This window comes from Paracoccus methylarcula (assembly GCF_003007735.2).
GTDB lineage: Bacteria > Pseudomonadota > Alphaproteobacteria > Rhodobacterales > Rhodobacteraceae > Paracoccus > Paracoccus methylarcula.
Genome location: NZ_PXNQ02000002.1, coordinates 467,123 through 484,676 on the forward strand (window position 1 = coordinate 467,123; position 17,554 = coordinate 484,676).

At 62.9% G+C, this 17,554-nt stretch carries 16 protein-coding genes, 1 tRNA gene and 3 pseudogenes; 9 read left to right on the plus strand and 11 right to left on the minus strand.

Features of this window, described 5'->3' with window-relative positions; genetic code table 11:
- Positions 1–2 precede the first annotated feature (2 nt).
- Genes obgE through A7A09_RS05385 form a run of 3 tightly spaced genes read left to right on the plus strand, consistent with a single transcriptional unit; the run spans position 3 to position 2,420 of the window.
- Positions 3–1,034, plus strand: coding sequence for a GTPase ObgE (gene obgE / locus A7A09_RS05375; RefSeq protein WP_106690398.1), 1,032 nt, complete (start codon positions 3–5; stop codon positions 1,032–1,034).
- Positions 1,022–2,134 (plus strand): glutamate 5-kinase, encoded by a 1,113-nt coding sequence (proB, locus tag A7A09_RS05380; RefSeq protein ID WP_106690399.1) that lies wholly within the window; start codon positions 1,022–1,024, stop codon positions 2,132–2,134. The genes obgE and proB overlap by 13 nt, the downstream gene beginning before the upstream one ends.
- A gap of 16 nt (positions 2,135–2,150) precedes the next feature.
- Positions 2,151–2,420 carry an Rdx family protein gene (locus A7A09_RS05385; RefSeq protein ID WP_106690400.1) on the plus strand — a complete coding sequence of 90 codons (270 nt, stop codon included), beginning with the start codon at positions 2,151–2,153 and terminating at the stop codon, positions 2,418–2,420.
- An 88-nt stretch (positions 2,421–2,508) separates the two neighbouring features.
- Here A7A09_RS05385 and A7A09_RS05390 read toward each other — a convergent pair whose 3' ends face one another.
- Positions 2,509–2,730, minus strand: coding sequence for a DUF6324 family protein (locus tag A7A09_RS05390; protein ID WP_106690401.1), 222 nt, complete (start codon positions 2,728–2,730; stop codon positions 2,509–2,511).
- Positions 2,731–2,833: 103 nt separating this feature from the next.
- Between A7A09_RS05390 and A7A09_RS05395 the strand changes: the two genes are divergently transcribed.
- From A7A09_RS05395 to A7A09_RS05405, 3 genes are all read left to right on the plus strand, one after another.
- A tRNA-His gene (locus A7A09_RS05395) sits at positions 2,834–2,910 on the plus strand.
- Positions 2,911–3,116: 206 nt separating this feature from the next.
- The gene (locus A7A09_RS05400) at positions 3,117–3,497 is read left to right on the plus strand and encodes an ElaB/YgaM/YqjD family protein (protein ID WP_106690465.1); all 381 of its coding nucleotides are present in this window, start codon (positions 3,117–3,119) and stop codon (positions 3,495–3,497) included.
- A gap of 10 nt (positions 3,498–3,507) precedes the next feature.
- A complete protein-coding gene (locus A7A09_RS05405) occupies positions 3,508–4,101 on the plus strand; it encodes a hypothetical protein (RefSeq protein WP_106690402.1) in 594 nt (197 codons plus the stop codon).
- 96 nt (positions 4,102–4,197) lie between these two features.
- On the opposite strand, the gene A7A09_RS05410 is transcribed toward A7A09_RS05405, so the two are convergent.
- From A7A09_RS05410 to A7A09_RS05430, 5 genes and pseudogenes are all read right to left on the minus strand, one after another.
- Positions 4,198–4,557, minus strand: a complete 360-nt coding sequence (locus A7A09_RS05410; RefSeq protein WP_106690403.1) for a DUF1850 domain-containing protein — start codon at positions 4,555–4,557, stop codon at positions 4,198–4,200.
- Positions 4,554–6,637, minus strand: a pseudogene (locus A7A09_RS05415) (TRAP transporter permease). The gene A7A09_RS05410 and the pseudogene A7A09_RS05415 overlap by 4 nt, the downstream one beginning before the upstream one ends.
- 57 nt (positions 6,638–6,694) lie before the next feature.
- Positions 6,695–7,651 (minus strand): TAXI family TRAP transporter solute-binding subunit, encoded by a 957-nt coding sequence (locus tag A7A09_RS05420; protein WP_106690404.1) that lies wholly within the window; start codon positions 7,649–7,651, stop codon positions 6,695–6,697.
- A 168-nt stretch (positions 7,652–7,819) separates the two neighbouring features.
- A pseudogene (gene grxD / locus A7A09_RS05425) lies at positions 7,820–8,181 on the minus strand (Grx4 family monothiol glutaredoxin).
- Positions 8,182–8,263: 82 nt separating this feature from the next.
- Positions 8,264–8,506, minus strand: coding sequence for a BolA/IbaG family iron-sulfur metabolism protein (locus A7A09_RS05430; RefSeq protein WP_106690405.1), 243 nt, complete (start codon positions 8,504–8,506; stop codon positions 8,264–8,266).
- A gap of 259 nt (positions 8,507–8,765) precedes the next feature.
- On the opposite strand from A7A09_RS05430, the gene A7A09_RS05435 reads away from it, so the two are divergent.
- The 3 genes from A7A09_RS05435 (at position 8,766) to A7A09_RS05445 (ending at position 10,503) form a co-directional block, all read left to right on the plus strand.
- Positions 8,766–9,320: a thioredoxin family protein gene (locus A7A09_RS05435; RefSeq protein WP_106690466.1), complete on the plus strand. Its 555-nt coding sequence runs from the start codon at positions 8,766–8,768 to the stop codon at positions 9,318–9,320.
- On the plus strand, positions 9,317–10,003 hold the full coding sequence (gene gph, locus A7A09_RS05440; RefSeq protein WP_106690406.1) for a phosphoglycolate phosphatase: 687 nt from the start codon (positions 9,317–9,319) through the stop codon (positions 10,001–10,003). The genes A7A09_RS05435 and gph overlap by 4 nt, the downstream gene beginning before the upstream one ends.
- A 71-nt stretch (positions 10,004–10,074) precedes the next feature.
- Complete coding sequence (locus A7A09_RS05445) at positions 10,075–10,503, plus strand: protein tyrosine phosphatase family protein (protein ID WP_106690407.1); 429 nt, start codon at positions 10,075–10,077, stop codon at positions 10,501–10,503.
- A 166-nt stretch (positions 10,504–10,669) separates the two neighbouring features.
- On the opposite strand, the gene A7A09_RS05450 is transcribed toward A7A09_RS05445, so the two are convergent.
- From A7A09_RS05450 to A7A09_RS05470, 5 genes and pseudogenes are all read right to left on the minus strand, one after another.
- Positions 10,670–11,014, minus strand: a complete 345-nt coding sequence (locus tag A7A09_RS05450) for an arsenate reductase family protein (RefSeq protein WP_106690408.1) — start codon at positions 11,012–11,014, stop codon at positions 10,670–10,672.
- A 140-nt stretch (positions 11,015–11,154) separates the two neighbouring features.
- The gene (locus A7A09_RS05455) at positions 11,155–12,468 is read right to left on the minus strand and encodes a DUF3422 family protein (protein ID WP_106690409.1); all 1,314 of its coding nucleotides are present in this window, start codon (positions 12,466–12,468) and stop codon (positions 11,155–11,157) included.
- 13 nt (positions 12,469–12,481) lie between these two features.
- Positions 12,482–14,013, minus strand: a pseudogene (locus A7A09_RS22025) (NCS1 family nucleobase:cation symporter-1).
- Between the two features lie 108 nt (positions 14,014–14,121).
- Positions 14,122–15,564, minus strand: a complete 1,443-nt coding sequence (locus A7A09_RS05465; RefSeq protein ID WP_106690410.1) for an NAD(P)(+) transhydrogenase (Re/Si-specific) subunit beta — start codon at positions 15,562–15,564, stop codon at positions 14,122–14,124.
- 12 nt (positions 15,565–15,576) lie between these two features.
- On the minus strand, positions 15,577–17,151 hold the full coding sequence (locus tag A7A09_RS05470) for a Re/Si-specific NAD(P)(+) transhydrogenase subunit alpha (protein ID WP_106690411.1): 1,575 nt from the start codon (positions 17,149–17,151) through the stop codon (positions 15,577–15,579).
- Positions 17,152–17,554: the final 403 nt, after the last annotated feature.

Genomic DNA, 17,554 nt, shown 5'->3' on the forward strand with positions numbered 1-17,554 from the left:
CGATGAAATTCCTCGATCTGGCACGCGTTCATATCCGCTCGGGCGGCGGCGGCGCCGGCTGCGTTTCGTTCCGGCGCGAGAAATTCATCGAATATGGCGGCCCCGATGGCGGCGATGGCGGGCGTGGCGGCGATGTCTGGGCCGAGGCGGTCGAGGGGCTGAACACGCTGATCGATTTCCGCTATCAGCAGCATTTCTTCGCCAAGTCCGGCCAGCATGGCATGGGCAGCCAGATGACCGGGAAATCCGGTGACGATATCGTGCTGAAAGTGCCGGTCGGCACCGAGATCCTAGAAGAGGACGAGGAAACCGCGATCGCCGATCTGACCGAGCAGGGCCAGCGTGTCCTGTTGGCCAGAGGCGGCAATGGCGGTTGGGGGAACCTGCATTTCAAGACCTCGACCAACCGTGCGCCGCGCAAGGCCAATCCGGGCCAGCCGGGGGTCGAGCGGACAATCTGGCTGCGGCTCAAGCTGATCGCGGATGCCGGGCTGGTGGGTCTGCCGAATGCGGGCAAATCGACCTTCCTGGCCACCGTGTCCAACGCCCGGCCCAAGATCGCCGATTATCCCTTTACCACGCTGCATCCCAATCTCGGCGTGGTCGGGGTGGATGGCCGTGAATTCGTCATGGCCGATATTCCGGGGCTGATCGAGGGCGCCAGCGAGGGCAGGGGAATCGGCGACCGCTTCCTTGGCCATGTCGAGCGCTGCGCGGTGCTGCTGCACCTGGTCGACGGCACCTCCGAGGACGTGGCCAGCGATGCCCGCACCATCCTGACCGAGCTTGACGCCTATTCCCCGGTTCTGATGTCGAAGCCACGTATCACGGCGCTGAACAAGATCGACGCGCTGGACGACGAGACCATCTCCGAACGCCGCGCCGCGTTGGAGGCCGAGCTCGGCGAGACGGTGCATCTGATGTCCAGCGTCGCGCGGCAGGGCGTGACCGAGGTCCTGCGCGCGCTCTGGACCAAGATCGCACCGACCCGGCAGATCCGGGATGACGAGCCTGACGCGCCATGGCAGCCCTAGCCCCTTCCCTTGGCTCTGCCCGCCGGCTGGTCATCAAGATCGGCTCGGCCCTGCTGGTCGGTCCCGACGGGTTGCGCGGCGACTGGCTGCGGGGGTTATGCGACGATGTGGCAGAATGGCGGCGGCGCGGAACCGATGTCGTGCTGGTCTCGTCCGGATCCATCGCGCTTGGCCGCCGGGTCCTGGGCCTTGCTCCGGGTGCCCTGCCGCTGGAGCAGGCGCAGGCGGCGGCGGCTGTTGGCCAGATCCGCCTTGCCCGCGCCTATGAAGAGGCGCTTGCCCCGCATGGGGTGACGACCGCGCAGGTCCTGTTGACGCTGGAGGACAGCGCCGAGCGGCGGCGCTACCTGAACAGCCGGGCGACGATGCAGACGCTCCTGTCGCTTGGCGTCGTGCCGATCGTGAACGAGAACGACACCATCGCCACCGACGAGATCCGCTATGGCGACAATGACCGGCTGGCCGCGCAGATCGCCGTGACCTGCGGGGCCGATCAGTTGCTGTTGCTGTCGGATGTGGACGGGCTTTATACCGCCAATCCCAAGACCGATCCCACCGCCCGGCATCTGCCGGTCATCAGGCAGCTGACGCCCGAGATCGAGGCGATGGGCGGCGATCCTGTCTCGGGACTGTCCAAGGGCGGCATGAGAACCAAGCTGATGGCCGCCCGGACCGCCGTCGCCGGTGGCTGTGCCATGGTGATCGCCGAAGGCTCGGTCACGCGCCCGCTGACCGCGGTGGCACAGGGGGCTCGCTCCAGTTGGTTTCTGCCCGACGGCGATCCGCAGGCGGCGCGCAAGCGCTGGATCGCGGCGATGAAGCCAAAGGGTGTGCTGAGCATAGACCAGGGGGCCGCCGATGCGCTGCGCCGCGGCAAATCCCTGCTTCCCGCCGGAGTCCGCGCGATCGCCGGTGCCTTCGGGCGCGGCGACCCGGTGACGATCTCCGGTCCCTCGGGAGAGGCGCTTGCCACCGGGCTTTCCCGCTATACCGCCGATGAGGCCCGCCGCATCATCGGCCATCACTCGGCCGAGATCGAGTCGATCCTCGGCTATCCCGGCCGCGCCGCGCTGGTTCATCGCGACGACATGGCGCTGTGACGGAAAGGAGACGGATATGCCCAATCTCGAGATCACCTATTGCATCGGCTGCAACTGGTTGCTGAGGGCGGGCTGGTATGCGCAGGAATGCCTGTCAACCTTCGGCACGGCGATCAGCGTCACCCTGATTCCCGATGATACGGGCGGGGTTTTCCGCATCTCGCTTGATGGCACGCCGATTTGGGACCGCAAGCGCGATGGCGGTTTTCCCGATATCAGGACCCTGAAGCAGCGCATCCGGAATCTGATCGAACCCGATCTCTCGCTTGGGCATCTGGACAGGTGACGGCGCCGGCAGCGATGCCGCGATCAGGTCCGGGTATCCGCGATTCCGGAATGGCTGCGGCAGGCTTGTAAATCAACCGTCTGATTAATCAGGATTTTCCGCGCGGCTTGGATTTGCCGCCCTTCGAGCCCATCTTTCGCGCGGCCTCGACCGCGGCCAGCAGCTCCTCGGCGATTTCCGTCGCCTCCTCGGGATCGAAATCCAGCGGCAGATCGATGCCTTCGCCTTCGACATAGATCCGTACCATACCCTGATCCGTCGGCCCGACCTGCAGATTGGCGGCAATTTCACTTTGGCTGTTGATGCTCACGGTCCTGACCCCTGTCTTCGCAAAGCTTTCTGTAGCCTGTTGCAAATTTCCCGGCAAGTCGGGCTTGCAACCTTCGCTCGCCGGGTTTAGAGAACGGCTCCGTGCCGCCTTAGCTCAGTTGGTTAGAGCGCTGGATTGTGGATCCAGAGGTCCCCCGTTCAAGCCGGGGAGGCGGTACCATCGAAATTCCCCCTGTGACAGCATTTGCAGATCAATTCCCGGCCATTGGCTGGCGGGATGCCCGCGATGGGGTCCGTCGCGGCAATCGCCTTTTGAACCCATTCTCTTTTCACGATATCCAGGACAAATTCGGTGAAACCCTGGAACAAGGAATTGACTGGCGTGTTGGAATAGCGAAGCTGAACGAATCCACCGGAGGAAACAGCATGGCTAACCGGACCACGACCGCCGAAGACGTCAAGCACGACACCAGGGCTGCCGCTCGCGAAGCGCGCGAGGACCTGAAAGAGGGGGCCCGCAAGCTCAAGGAGGACGCGCGCGAAACGCTGGAGGATATGGCCGACAACCAGGCTGCAGAACGCCTGCGCGAGCGCGGTGCCGAATTTGCCGAAACGGTCCGTGAAACAGGCCGCGAATATGCCGATCGCGCGCGCGCCGGGGCTGGACGGCTTTACGAAGAGGGCCATCGCAAGGCCGAGGAAGGCTATGACGAATTGTCCGAACTGGTCCGCCGCCATCCCGCCAAATCCCTGGGAATTGCCGCCGGACTGGGTTTCCTCGTCGGCCTGATCCTGGCGCGCCGCTGAGACCGGGCGGATGTTCGATTACACCCGGCGGCTTCAACTCGCCCTAGGAGACCTGCTGCGGCGCTCGGCCATGAAAACCGTGGCCGGTGTCGTGATCGCCATCGGGGCGGGGTTCCTGATCGCCGCATTGTGGACCTGGCTTGCCAATGGCCTGGGCTGGGGAAGCACGCTTGCCTCACTGGCGATTGGCGGCGGGTTGCTGTTCATCGGCCTGCTTGTGCTATTGCTGGCGAAGACCCCTCGCCACCCGATTCCCGGCAGTGACGAATTGAAGCGCGAAGTCGATATGCGTGTCGGCCTTGCCGCCGATGCGGCCACCGAGCGTGCGCGAAGCGAGGCGGCGCGGGTGATGGGCATGGCGGAAGGCAAGCTGTTCTCGCTTTTGGGTGGCGCCGGGAAAACGGCGCGAAAGGCCGCCCATACGCGGCGCAAGGTCTCTGCCGCGGCGAACAGCAATACCGGCAGCATGGTCAAGCTGCTGGTGGCCTCGGGATCGGGGTGGCCGTGGCGTCCCGGCTGCGGGGCGGCGGCGGGCAGGGCGGGGATGATGACGAGGACCGGGCCTAAGGGCAGTATGCAGTCAGTCAGGTTCAGCTGCGAGTAGCATCCTGCGATGGCCGGGGGCGCTGCCCCCGGACCCCCGGGATACTTGCATGAAGAAGAAGTGAGCCGGGGTGGACTCGATTGAGCGCAAACTGCTCTAGGGACAGGGGCGCAGGATGATCGGTGCGCCCGGAGCCGCGCCGATTTCACGGCAGGCATCCCTGTCGCAGATGCGCCATGCCCCCCCGGTAGCTCCGCTCGCGGCAAGCGCCAATTGCGGTTGAACCGGCAGATCCGGAGTCCAGACCCACCAGCCATCCTGCAATTCGGCATCGTCCCCCGGCTCCATCCCGGCACCGGATCCCTTGACCGCCGCGCGGGTCAGTTCGAGACCGTCTTCCTCGATCCGCCAATATTCGCGCCAGGTGACCTTCTCGACCGAATGGGTCCATTCCAACCGGAAATCCGCGCCATGCAGGGCGATGGTCATCATCCCGGCCAGAAGGCATCCGTTCATATGCGTGACTTTCTCCAGGACAGGAACGCGAACAGGGCAGCAAGCACGAAGCCGATCTCGTCGGTCATCGGCATCGCGGCAATCAGGGTAAACGCAGCAATGGCAGCCAGAACACGCTCCCATATGGCGAGATTGTGGCCCAGCCAGCCGATGACGGCAATCCCCCACAGGCCTATGGCGATCACGCATTTGACGACGATATAGGCGACGGCGGGCGCATAGCCGATGGATTCGGCCAGCGGTCCGCCATCCTGCAGCATCAGGGCGGGGGTGTAGATCGCCATATAGGGAATCACGAAGCCCGCAGCGGCGACCTTCAGCGCTTCAAGGCTGATCTTGAACCCGCCTTCCTTCGCGATCGGGGCCGCGGCAAAGCAGGCCAACGCCACGGGCGGTGTCAGATCGGCCATGATGCCGAAATAGAAGACAAACATATGGCTGACGATCAGCGGCACGCCCAGTTCCAGCAGGGCAGGCGCGGCAATGGTCGAGGTGATGATATAGTTGGGAATGGTCGGGATGCCCATGCCAAGGACAAGGCAGGTCAGCATGGTCAGGACCAGCGACAGGAACAGGCTGTTCTGGCCCACCGAGACGATATAGAGGCCGAATGTATTGGCAGCCCCCGTCAGGGTCATGGTGCCGATGATCACACCGACCAGCGCGCAGGCCACGCCGACGGGCAGGGCGGTCTTGGCCCCTTCGGCAAGGCTGTCCACGACCTGCCGGATCGTCGCACGCCCGCCCTGGCTGACCGCGTTCCAGGCCAGCAGGGCAGCAATTCCGGCCCATAGCGCATTGTTGCCGAATTTCAGGAAGCTGGCTGCGACCAGTCCCAATCCGATCCAGAAGATTGTCCGAAGCAGTGCCGATGGCAATCCGATCGCCGCTGAAGCGCCGAGGATCAGCATCATGGTCAGCGCAAGCCCGATGGTGCCCGCGAAAAGCGGCGTGTAGCCCGAGAACAGCAGGTAGACCAGAACCGCCAGTGGCAGGATCAGGTACCAGCCTCGCGCAGCGCCTTGAGCGCCGAGGGCAGTTCGTCTTCCGCCATGCCGCGCAGATTGCGGCGCCCGGCCTCCAGATGGACCATCCAGAAGGCGGAGGCGAAATAGAGGATCGCGGGGACGATCGCGGCGCGGACGACCTCGACATAGGCGACGCCGAGGGTTTCCGCCATGATGAAGGCAACCGCGCCCATGACCGGCGGCATGATCTGCCCGCCCATCGACGCCGTCGCCTCGACCCCGCCGGCGAAAGCCGGGCGATAGCCGAAGCTTTTCATCAGCGGGATGGTGAACTGACCGGTGGTGACGACATTGGCCACGCCCGAGCCCGAGATCGTGCCCATCAGCCCCGAACTGACCACCGAGACCTTGGCCGCGCCGCCCATGCGATGCCCGACCATGCCCAGTGAGACATCCGTGAACAGCTTGATCATCCCGGCCTTTTCAAGAAATGCGCCAAACAGGATGAACAGGAAGATATAGGTCGCCGAGACGTAAAGCGGCGTGCCATATATCCCCTCGGTTCCGAAGCTCATCTGCTCGACCACCTGCGCGAGATCATAGCCGCGGGTGACGAGCGGGCCGGGGAAATATTCGCCGAACAGCGCGTAGACCAGAAAGGCTCCGGCGACGATCGGCAGGGCAGGGCCCATGACCACATATGCGGCAGCGAATGTCGTGACCAGCGCGATGATTCCGATGACGACATCGATCTGGTTCAGCGAACCCGAGCGCATCATCAGCGGCACATATTCCACCCATTGATAGCCCGCGACGATGACGCCAAGCCCCGCCATGACCCACGCGGCAGCCCTGCCCACCGGCCCATGATTGCGCAACGCGGCCAGCAGCGGAAAACACAGAAGCATCAGGAAGCCCAGATGCAAGGCCCGCTGTATCTGGCTGGAAAGATTGACGATATGTGCTGCAATGGCGATCTGGTAAAGCGAGAATGCCACCGCGATCCAGTAGAGGAGCCGACCCTGGATCCCGGCGGGAAAGCTTTCGGCCAGGGGGTCGTGAAGGCCCAAATCGATATCGCCCGCAGGGGCAGGGTGCTGCGCTTCTGCCATGTTTCCGATCCTGATGAAAGAAGGGCCGGGGATATTCCCGGCCCCCGTATCCGCTGTTTACTCGGCCTTGACGCCGACTTCGTCGTAATAGCGCTGCGCGCCCGGATGCACCGGGACCGGCATGCCCTTGAGCGCGTTCTGGACATCGATACCGGCGGTCGCGGCATGGGCGGCCTTCAGGCTGTCCAGGTTCTCGTACATCAGCTTGGTCATCTCATAGGCGAGGTCGTCGCTGACCGCGTCCGAGCTTACCAGGTAGTTGATGACCGCGACGGTCGGCACGTCCTCGTCCTGGCCATCATAGGTCTCGGCCGGGATCGTTTCCGCGACATAGGGGGCACCCAGTTTCGACGCCACCTCTTCGGGAACCGAAACCACGGTGATCGGGATCGAGGTCGAGAGATCCTTCAGCGATGCCACGCCCAGGCCCGCCGATTGCAATGTCGCGTCAAGCTGTCGGTTCTTCATCAGTTCGACCGATTCCGCGAAGGGCAGGTATTCCACCTTGCCCAGGTCGTCATAGCTCATGCCCGCCGCTTCCAGGATTGCCCGCGCATTCAGCTCGGTTCCCGATTTCGGCGCGCCGACGGACAGCGCCTTGCCCTTCAGATCCGCGAGCGTCTTGATGCCCGATTCCTCGCTGGCGACGATCTGGATGAAATTCGGATACATGGCCGTGATGCCACGCAGCTTGTCCAGCGGCTCGGGAAATCCGACATCGGCATTGCCTTCAGCCGCGAATTTCACCGAATCCCCAAGCGCGAGCCCGATCTCTCCCTTGCCTTGCTGCAGCAGGTTCAGGTTCTCGACGCTGGCCTTGGTGGATTGCACCTGCACCTTCGCATCGGGAATGCCATCTGTATAGATCTTCGACAGCGCGCCACCGACCGGGTAATAGACGCCCGAGGTGCCGCCGGTCAGGATATTGATGAATTCCTGTGCTCCCGCCGTCATTGGCGCCGCACCGAAAACCATAGCCGCAGCGATTGCCGCGGCCCTTGCGCGAATGGTCATGAAGTCCTCCCTTGGAACTTGTTTGGATCGTTGAAGACTAAACCGGCCAAGTCCCCCCGTCAAAAAACAAAATCACCTGACGGGGCAAACTTGCCAAAAAACACGACAATATAATGGCGCCGCGAAGAAACTTCGTGACGCCATTGTTTTAATTGTGAATTTCAAAGATCAGGCGTTGGCTTGGCGGATCTTTTCGGCGGCATCCTTGTCGTAATCGACGGCTTTCTGGTCGAAGAGCTGGTCCAGCTCGCCCGACAGGGTCATCTCGGTGATGATATCGCAGCCGCCCACGAACTCGCCCTTGACGTAAAGTTGTGGAATCGTGGGCCAGTCGGAAAACTCCTTGATGCCCTGGCGAATGCCGTCATCGGCCAGCACATTCACATCGCGATAGCTGACCCCCATGTAGTTCAGGACGCCGGCGACACGGCTGGAAAAGCCGCATTGCGGCATTTCTTGGTGCCTTTCATGAACAATACGACATCATTGGAGTCGATCGTGTCCTGGATCTGCGTGCTCACATCGCTCATTGCGTTGTCCTTCCGGTGGCGTGCCCGCACGTGGCGGATTGTGTCAAAAATCGTTCGATATGCGGGGTAGGGACCGCATGTCCTATTCCGGTGCCTTCGTGGTCAGCGCCAATGCGTGCAATTCGCCGGCCGGGCCGTCCATCTTGCCCTGAAGCGCGGCATAGACCGCACGCTGCTGCTGAACCCGGTTCTTGCCACGGAAGCTTTCGTCGATCACCTCGGCCGCGTAATGATTTCCGTCTCCGGCAAGATCGGTGATCGTGACCTGCGCATCGGGAAATGCGGCGCGGATGAGCGCTTCGATGTCATGGGCTTCCATTGCCATATGGGTTTCCTTCTGCCTTTGCCTACAGATGTAGGGGAAGCCCGGGGGACCCGCAAGGGCGCTGCCGGATGGTGGCATCTATTATCGCAATAATCGGTATTATGGAACATAATGAGATCCATGAAACCAAACGTGAGAATGGCGGCTTTCCATTCATGCCCGGTTAAGCCTTGATCGGGCAAGAAACCGATAGTTGCCCACCTTGCTCTTGCGGCAAGGATCGGAAACAGTCGGTGCAACCATATGAAAGGAGGAAATGATGGCTGTCACACCCCCCGTTTGCGATTTCGGCACGCCATGGCATGATTTCAGCCTGCCTGATCCGGATGGCCGCATGCACAGCCTTGACGGGATCAAGGGCCCGAAGGGCACGCTGATCATGTTCATCTGCAATCATTGCCCCTATGTCCAATCGGTCATCGACCGGATCGTGCGTGACGCGAAGGCGCTGCAGGATATCGGCATCGGCGTCGTGGCCATTTCGGCCAATGATATTGCGGAATATCCGCAGGACGGCCCCGCGCAGATGAAGGTCGAGGCTGAAAAGCACGGGTTCACCTTTCCCTATCTCTACGATGAAACGCAGGAGGTCGCGCGGGCCTATGGCGCCGAATGCACCCCGGATTTCTTCGGCTACAATGCAGATGGCGAATTGCAATATCGAGGCCGCCTGGATGCCTCGCGTCGTGACGCCGCTCCCGCCGATGCCCGCAGGGAGCTTTTCGAGGCCATGGTCCAGATCGCGGAAACCGGAAAAGGCCCGGAAGAACAAATACCTTCGATGGGATGCTCGATAAAGTGGAAAGCCGCATGAATGTCTGCCTGGCCCCCTGCCCGGTCGTTTTCGACCTGGACGGCACGTTGATCGACAGCGCCCCCGACATCCATGCCTGCGTCAACGCGGTGCTGCGCGAATTCCATGTTCCGCCCTTGAGTCTGGATCAGGTCCGCGGCTTCATCGGCGGCGGGGTCGAGATCCTCTGGCGCAAGATCGGCATGGCGACCGGAACCGAGCCGGCCGGACAGCGCGACATGCTTGCATCCTTCATGACGCGCTATCACGCGGCGACCTCGCTTACCCGGCTGTTCCCGAATGTCGAGGAGACATTGGGCATCCTGGCGGATCGCGGGCATTCGCTCGGGATCTGCACCAACAAACCGCTGCATCCGACCGAGGCCATTCTCGATCATTTCGGGATCCGCAACCTCTTCGGGCAGATCATCGGCGGCGATTCGCTGCCCGAGAAAAAGCCCGATCCAGCCCCGTTGCGGGCGGCGCTGACGGGGCTGGGCGCACATCCCGAAGCGCCGCGGGCGATCTATGTCGGCGACAGCGAATTCGATGCGGCCTGCGCGGCGGCGGTGCCAGTGCCCTTCATGATCTACAGCCATGGCTACCGGCACACCCCGATAGATCAGCTTCCCCATCACGCCGCATTCGACGATTTCACCGCCCTGCCAAGCCTCGTGGAAGCGGCCAGCGCCTCCGTCGGCTGAATGCTTGACATCAGGGTATCAAAAGCGGCACTTCCAAGGCGAAACCCGCAGCCAAACCGAAAGGGTCCAGCATGGATCTGCGTCAGCTCAGCCCTGGCCTTGCCGTCTCTCCCCAGATCCTGCCCGAGGAGGTGTCCCGGCTTGCCGAGGCCGGGTTCAAGGTTCTGGTCAACAACCGCCCCGATGAGGAGATCGAACCCGAGATCGATCACGAGGCGATGGCCAGCGTCGCCGAGGCGGCGGGCATGGCCTATCACTACCTGCCCTTCCATCCCGGACAGATCACCCCGGCCCTGATTTCGGATTTCGCGGCCGCGATCTCCGGGCAGTCCCCGGTCATCGCCTATTGCCGGTCGGGAAACCGCTGCACGGTGCTCTGGGCCTTGACGCAGGCGGGCAAACGACCGGAAAGCGAGATCCTCGAGACGGCGGCGAAAGCCGGATACGACCTGTCATCGATCCGGCCGCTTCTGGCGTCATTGGCCAATCGCGAAGCCTAGAACGTTTCCAGCAAAAGCGGATACCGGCATCACGCCCGGAAATGCGTAAAGCAATGACCTGCATCATATTGGCATTTTCAATGAAAAACCAATATGATGCAGGCGTCACGGAACCGGCGATGAATTACTTTCCGCGATCCCCTAACGCTCCGGCACGGGCTCTGCCCTAGGCCGGAACCCCAAGCGCGCGCTTGACATTGGCGGTCCATCCGAGCAGGCGATGCTCCCCTGCGGCAATGGCCGGGCGCTTCATGACACTGGGTTTCGCACCCATCATCTCTACCGGATCGGCGGCGCGTTCCGCTTCGGACATGCCGCGCCATGTTAGGCTCGCGCGGTTGATGATCTTCTCTCCCCACTCACCGGCGAGCGTCTTGCGCTCGGCCTCTGAAAGCGGTTCCTTCTGGACATCGCGGAAATCGACTGTCCATCCATGTTCTTCCAGCGCGGCCTGCGCCTTCTGGCAGGTCGAGCAATGGGCAAGGCCGTATAGCGTCAAATGCCTGGTCATTGCGTTCACACCAGCGGGACGAAAGGAACACCACAGGCGGACATGGCCAGCAAAGCGGCGAGAGAGACGAAAAGCTTCATGGCATCATCCTTTGTTAACCGATGCTGGGGGTTATCTCGCGCGGAACGGATGGCTGCAACTCACAATTCCGCTTCCGGGCGATCATGAGTATGATGCAGTCGCTGCTTGATGCGCCGCATGCTCCACCAGACGGTCAGCACCGCAACCGGGGTCACCGCAGCGATCAGGTAGGGCTTGTCCACCCCGATCTGCTGCGCCAGCGGATAGAGCGCATAGGACAACAGCCCGACCGCGTAATAGCTGATGGCAACCACGGACAACCCCTCGACCGTATGCTGCAGGCGCAGTTGCAGGTCGGCGCGGCGGTCCATGCGTTCAAGCAAAAGCTGGTTCTGGGCCGAGCGTTCGACATCCACCCGGGTGCGCAGCAACTCACCGGCGCGGTTGGCGCGTTCGATCATGGTTCGCAGCCGTTCCTCCGCCGAGTTCACGGTCCGCATGGCGGGCTGGTAGCGGCGGCGCATGAACTCGGTCAGCATCTGCCGCCCGGACAGCCTTGTTTCGCGCAGGGCATTGATGCGGTCCCTGACGATCGCCTCATATGCCTTGGTGGCGCCAAAGCGAAAGGAATGCTGCACGGCCTGAGTCTCCAGTTCAGTCGATACCGCCAGCAATTCCTGCAACACCTCGTCGGCGGGACGACTGTCATCGATCATGCCGTCAACGATGGCCGACAGCCGCGGCTCCAGTTCGTTGAGGCGGCGACTCAGGGACCGCGCCCGCCCGAGCCCCAGCATCGACATTGCTCGATAGGTTTCCAGCTCAACCAACCGATGCACGATCCGCCCGATCCTGCCATCGCTGACATCCGGACGTACGAAAAGCGCAAAGCGCATCCAGCCATCGGCATCGATGCGGAAATCGCCCGCGATCATCGCCGCCTCCTCCAGCACCCAGACAGTGGTCACGCTGTCCGTTGCGAACCAAGCGCCCATCCGGTCCAGCGCCTCCTGCGGGTCATCGGGCAGGAGGTCGATTTGCGCCATTACGGCGGCGATCCGCTTGCCCGGCGCATTCCGCTGCCATTCCTCGGGAAAAATCGAGGCAGCACTGGGATCGAAGGGGCGGATCGGCAGGCCGGGCGTCATCGCCATATAGGTGACGAACTCGGTATGGCTTTCCCATTTCAGGTCGTGTCGCCCCAGCCTGCCCTGGTAGTGGCTGTCCTCGGGATCCGGGCGCGGTCCGCCATGGCGGTTCGTCAACTCGACCAGATGCGCCAGATCCACCGCACGGTCGCGATTGGCCGCGTCGCGAGGCTCCTTGAAGGCTACGAAGACGCAGGTGGAGGGCGCGGTCAGGCGGGGCGAGGGTCGGGCGTGAAGCTCGTTCACCAAAGCGTAACGCAAAGGATGTTCGGTTTCCGGGCTCACGCCTGCCTCCAGTCTATTTGCGGCCGCAAAGCAGGATATAGAGCATCCCGCCCAGGACCGCGCCGATCAGCCAGCCGAATCCTGCCAGCGCTTGCAATGCGGGCAACCACACCGTCCCGACAGAGAACAGCGCCGCCAGTCCCACTGCCATGATCGCGCGCTTGTTCCAACCGCCATCATAGTAGTAGCGGCCCGACGCTTCCGCAGTGAAGAGCTGCTCCACCACGAGGCGCCGTTTTTGCACCACGTAGTAATCCGCGATCAGGATGCCATAGAGCGGCGCAAGGATTGCCCCGAGCGTATCGACGAAACCGGCGATGCCGATTTTCGAGATCAGCGACACCCACAGCGCCCCGATGACGAAGGCGATGGCGGCGGTGATGATCCCGCCGGTTCTGGCATTGATCCTGGAGGGCGACATATTGGCGATGTCATAGGCCGCCGGGATGAAATTGGCGACCAGGTTGATCCCCACGGTGGCGGCAAAGAAGGTCACGGCGGCAATCAGTGTCAGGCCAAGGCTGTCCACCCGCTCGACGATCGCGGTGGGATCGGTCAGGCGCTCTCCGAACAGCACGACGCGCCCGCGGTGATGAACAGCGCGATGAAGGAAAAGAACGCCATCGACACCGGCAGGCCCCAGAAATTGCCGCGGCGCATCTGGCCCTCGGTTTTCACGAAGCGCGAGAAATCGCCGAAATTGATGATGACGGCGGCGAAATAGGCGACCATCGTGCCGACCACGGCAATGAACCCGGCCAGGGTGCTGCGCTCGCTTTCGGCCGCGCCCTGGAAGATCGCGCCGATCTCGGACCAGATGCCGTTGCCGGCCTTCCACCAGATCATCAGCGCCAGGGCGATCATCACCGCGTAGACGAACGGTCCGGCCCAGTTCAGGAACTTGCCGACCCATTCGATGCCCATCAGGAACAGCCCGATCTGGAAGCCAGCAACGATGATATAGGCGACCCAGTCCACCCCGCTCAGGCCAAGGAAGCCCCCTGCCCCGGGCTCGATCCCGAACAGCGCCCGGATCGCCAGCGCAACGGCGGTCGAGGCGAAATAGGTCTGCACCCCGTACCAGAAGATCGCCACGATCCCGCGCACCAATGCCGGGAACCGAGCGCCACGCACGCCCATCGCGGCGCGCGCCATCACCGCATAGGGAACGCCGTAGCGAACCGAGGGACGGCCCGACAGGTTGACCAGCCACATCACCAGGAGTCCCGAAACGACGATGGCGGCAAAGGTCAGCCAGCCGTTCAGCCCGTAGCTGAGAAACAGCGAGGCGGCCAGCGTATAGCCGAACAGGCTCTGGATGTCGTTGTTCCAGACATTGAAGATCTCGAACGCGCCCCAGTTCCGCCGCTCATGCGGAATCGGAGCGAGATCCTCGTTGTAAAGCGACGGATCGCCGCTGCCGATATGCGTGAATTCATCCGAAGCCATTATGCAGTCCCCTCGCCCATATGTGACATGGCCATGACACTGCGAACCGATGCGTTCAGGCAAGCGCGCAATCGCCAGGACAATCTCTGACAGCATTGAAACTGTTTTCTGGACTTATTGCTAGTCGCACTGCCCATGCAGGCGGCAGTCACGGGCCGAATCGCCCGGAGACCGGGGGCGCCGCAAAGCGCCCCCGGAAAAGGATCAGTCGATCATCGGCATGAGCTTGTTCACCGACTCGTTGGCATCGCCATAGAACATCCGTGTGTTCTCCTTGAAGAACAGCGGGTTCTCGATACCGGAATAGCCGGTGCCCTGGCCGCGCTTGGAGACGAAGACCTGTTTCGCCTTCCAGACCTCCAGCACCGGCATGCCGGCGATGGGGCTGTTGGGGTCCTCTTGCGCGGCCGGGTTCACGATGTCGTTCGAGCCGATGACGATCACCACATCCGTGGAAGGGAAATCCTCGTTGATCTCGTCCATCTCCAGCACGATGTCGTAGGGCACCCGCGCCTCGGCCAGCAGCACGTTCATGTGACCGGGCAGACGGCCCGCGACCGGGTGGATCGCAAAGCGCACCTCCTTGCCCGCGGCGCGCAGCTTGCGGGTTAGCTCGCTGACCGCGGCCTGCGCCTGCGCCACCGCCATGCCATAGCCCGGCACGATGATCACGCTGTCGGCCTCGTTCAGCGCGGCAGCCACGCCGTCGGCATCGATGGCGATCTGCTCGCCCTCGATTTCCGCCGCCGGACCCTGTTCGCCGCCGAAGCCGCCAAGGATCACGCTGACGAAATGCCGGTTCATCGCCTTGCACATGATATAGCTGAGGATCGCACCCGAAGAGCCGACCAGCGCCCCGGTCACGATCAGCAGGTCATTGCCGAGCGTGAAGCCGATGGCTGCGGCGGCCCAGCCCGAATAGCTGTTCAGCATCGACACGACCACCGGCATGTCGGCGCCGCCGATGCCCATGATCAGGTGATAGCCGATGAAGAAGGCCAGAAGCGCGATCAGGATCAGCCAGAACACGCCCGGGCCGACGCCGCTGCAATAGAGAATGCCGAACAGGATCGACAGCCCCAATGCACCCGCGTTCAGCATATGCCCGCCGGGCAGCTTCTTGGGCTTGCCATCGACCTTGCCGGACAGCTTGCCGAAGGCCACGACCGAGCCGGTGAAGGTCACCGCCCCGATGAAGATGCCCAGGAAAACCTCGATCTTCAGCATCGCCAGTTCTGCGGGCGTCTTGTGCGCCAGGACGGCGGCAAAGCCCTGGAACTCATGCGCGGCGGCCTCGGCCTTGATGCGCAGCACGCGGGCCAGTTCGATCTGGGCGTTGAAGCCCACGAACACCGCGGCCAGACCGACAAGGCTGTGCATTGCGGCGACAAGCTGCGGCATCTCGGTCATCTGGACGCGCTTGGCGACCACCCAACCGACCGCGCCACCGATGGCGATCATCACGATCGACAGGAACCAGTTGCCCGCACCGGGGCCGAACAGCGTGGCCAGCACGGCCAGCGCCATGCCGACGATACCATACCAGATCGCGCGCTTGGCGCTTTCCTGACCCGAAAGCCCACCCAGAGACAGGATGAACAGGATCGCGGCGACCACGTAAGCGGCAGTGGTGAATCCGTATTCCATACGTCCCTCTCCTTACGATTTCTGGAACATGGCGAGCATGCGGCGGGTGACGAGGAAGCCCCCGACGATGTTGACCCCCGCCATCAGCACGGCAAGCGCCGCAAGGATCAGCACCCAGGCCGAGCCCGAGCCGATCTGCATCAGCGCACCGAGGATGATGATCGACGAGATCGCGTTGGTGACTGCCATCAGCGGCGTGTGCAGCGAATGCGCGACATTCCAGATCACCTTGAAGCCCACGAAACAGGCCAGCACGAAGACGATGAAATGCGACATGAAGCTGGCCGGGGCGACCAGCCCCACCAGCAGCAGCAGGATCCCGCCCCCGGCCAGCATCGTGACCTGGGACCTGGTCTCGGCCTTGAAGGCCGCGACCTCCTGCGCGCGGCGCTCTTCCGGCGTCAGCTCCTTCGGCTTTTCCTTGGGTTTCTGCGCCGCGATCGCCGCGACCTTGGGCGGCGGCGGCGGGAAGGTGACGTCATGATCATGCGCGACCGTGGCGCCGCGGATCACGTCATCCTCCATGTCGTGATTGATCACACCGTCTTTCTTCGGTGTCAGATCCGTCATGAAGTGACGGATATTGTTGCCGTAAAGCTCCGAGGATTGCGCACCCATCCGGCTGGCGAAATCGGTATAGCCGATGATGGTCACGCCGTTCTCGGTCACGATCCGCTCATCGGCGACGGTCAATTCGCAATTGCCGCCCTTCTCGGCAGCCAGATCGACGATGACGCTGCCCTGCTTCATCGCCTCGACCATATCCTTGGTCCACAAGACCGGCGCGTCCCGTCCGGGGATCAGCGCGGTGGTGATGACCACGTCCATGTCCGGGGCGAGTTCGCGGAACTTCGCCAGCTGCTTTTCGCGGAACTCGGGGCTTGAGGGCGCGGCATAGCCGCCCGTCGCGGCCCCGTCCTGCGCCTGCTCCTCGAAATCGAGAAACACGAACTCGGCGCCCATCGATTCGATCTGCTCGGCGACCTCGGGGCGCACGTCGAAGGCGAAGACCTGTGCGCCAAGGCTGGTCGCCGTGCCGATGGCGGCCAGCCCGGCCACGCCCGCGCCCACGACCAGCACCTTGGCCGGCGGCACCTTGCCCGCCGCCGTCACCTGCCCGGTGAAGAAGCGGCCGAAATTATTCGCAGCCTCGATGACCGAGCGGTATCCGGCGATATTCGCCATCGAGCTGAGCGCGTCCATCTTCTGCGCCCGGCTGATCCGCGGCACCATGTCCATGGCGATGGCGGTGATGCCCTGTTCCTTCGCCTTTTCAAGCAGTTCCGCGTTCTGCGCCGGGTAAAAGAACGAGATCAGCGTCTGCCCCTCGCGCATCTGACCGATCTCGGCATCCGCAGGCTGGCGCACCTTGGCCACGACATCGACCGCCTTGATCAGATCCGCAGCCGTTTTCTCGACCGTGACCCCGGCCCTTTCATAGTCGGAATCCATGAACCCGGCCCTCGCCCCGGCACCGGATTCGACGAAAACCTCATGTCCAAGCTTCTGGAGATGCGTTGCCGAAGACGGCGTGATCGCCACCCGTGCCTCGCCCTCGTAGCTCTCCTTCAAAGCGCCAATCTTCATGGCGTTCTAGCCCCCCATTCTCTGATTTCGCAATCGGGTCTGCATAGCATCGCGCAACAATCTTTCACAAGGGCGCGATGCGACGATATGTCATGAATATATTTGTTTCATGGAACATCCATAGATTGCCGACCGCCCCGGAGCGATTCTGTCCGGGATTGCAAAAGATAAGGGCCGCACGACAATTCGCGCGACCCCTTTTCTCGAATATTCCACCGAAAGGGTGGGTTCAGTTCCCGGTCGACTCGCTCGCGGCGGGCTCTTCCTCGATGGTGATCGCGTTCTCGAGCGCGTCGGCGGCGTCATTTGCCGCATCCTCGACAGCCGTCGCAGCGTCCGAAGCCGCATCCTGCAACGCATCGGCTGCGCCGCTTTCCTCGGCCGCCGCGCCCTCGTCGGTTGC

Excerpts from the sequence above, each read along its gene's own strand:
- A7A09_RS05385 (WP_106690400.1), top strand. The coding sequence starts at position 2,151 with ATGCCCAATCTCGAGATCACCTATTGCATCGGCTGCAACTGGTTGCTG.
- A7A09_RS05410 (WP_106690403.1), bottom strand. The coding sequence starts at position 4,557 with ATGAACGGATGCCTTCTGGCCGGGATGATGACCATCGCCCTGCATGGC.
- A7A09_RS05450 (WP_106690408.1), bottom strand. The coding sequence starts at position 11,014 with ATGACCAGGCATTTGACGCTATACGGCCTTGCCCATTGCTCGACCTGC.
- A7A09_RS05445 (WP_106690407.1), top strand. The coding sequence starts at position 10,075 with ATGGATCTGCGTCAGCTCAGCCCTGGCCTTGCCGTCTCTCCCCAGATC.
- A7A09_RS05420 (WP_106690404.1), bottom strand. The coding sequence starts at position 7,651 with ATGACCATTCGCGCAAGGGCCGCGGCAATCGCTGCGGCTATGGTTTTC.
- A7A09_RS05470 (WP_106690411.1), bottom strand. The coding sequence starts at position 17,151 with ATGAAGATTGGCGCTTTGAAGGAGAGCTACGAGGGCGAGGCACGGGTG.
- proB (WP_106690399.1), top strand. The coding sequence starts at position 1,022 with ATGGCAGCCCTAGCCCCTTCCCTTGGCTCTGCCCGCCGGCTGGTCATC.
- gph (WP_106690406.1), top strand. The coding sequence starts at position 9,317 with ATGAATGTCTGCCTGGCCCCCTGCCCGGTCGTTTTCGACCTGGACGGC.
- obgE (WP_106690398.1), top strand. The coding sequence starts at position 3 with ATGAAATTCCTCGATCTGGCACGCGTTCATATCCGCTCGGGCGGCGGC.
- A7A09_RS05465 (WP_106690410.1), bottom strand. The coding sequence starts at position 15,564 with ATGGAATACGGATTCACCACTGCCGCTTACGTGGTCGCCGCGATCCTG.
- A7A09_RS05430 (WP_106690405.1), bottom strand. The coding sequence starts at position 8,506 with ATGGCAATGGAAGCCCATGACATCGAAGCGCTCATCCGCGCCGCATTT.
- A7A09_RS05405 (WP_106690402.1), top strand. The coding sequence starts at position 3,508 with ATGTTCGATTACACCCGGCGGCTTCAACTCGCCCTAGGAGACCTGCTG.
- A7A09_RS05435 (WP_106690466.1), top strand. The coding sequence starts at position 8,766 with ATGGCTGTCACACCCCCCGTTTGCGATTTCGGCACGCCATGGCATGAT.
- A7A09_RS05400 (WP_106690465.1), top strand. The coding sequence starts at position 3,117 with ATGGCTAACCGGACCACGACCGCCGAAGACGTCAAGCACGACACCAGG.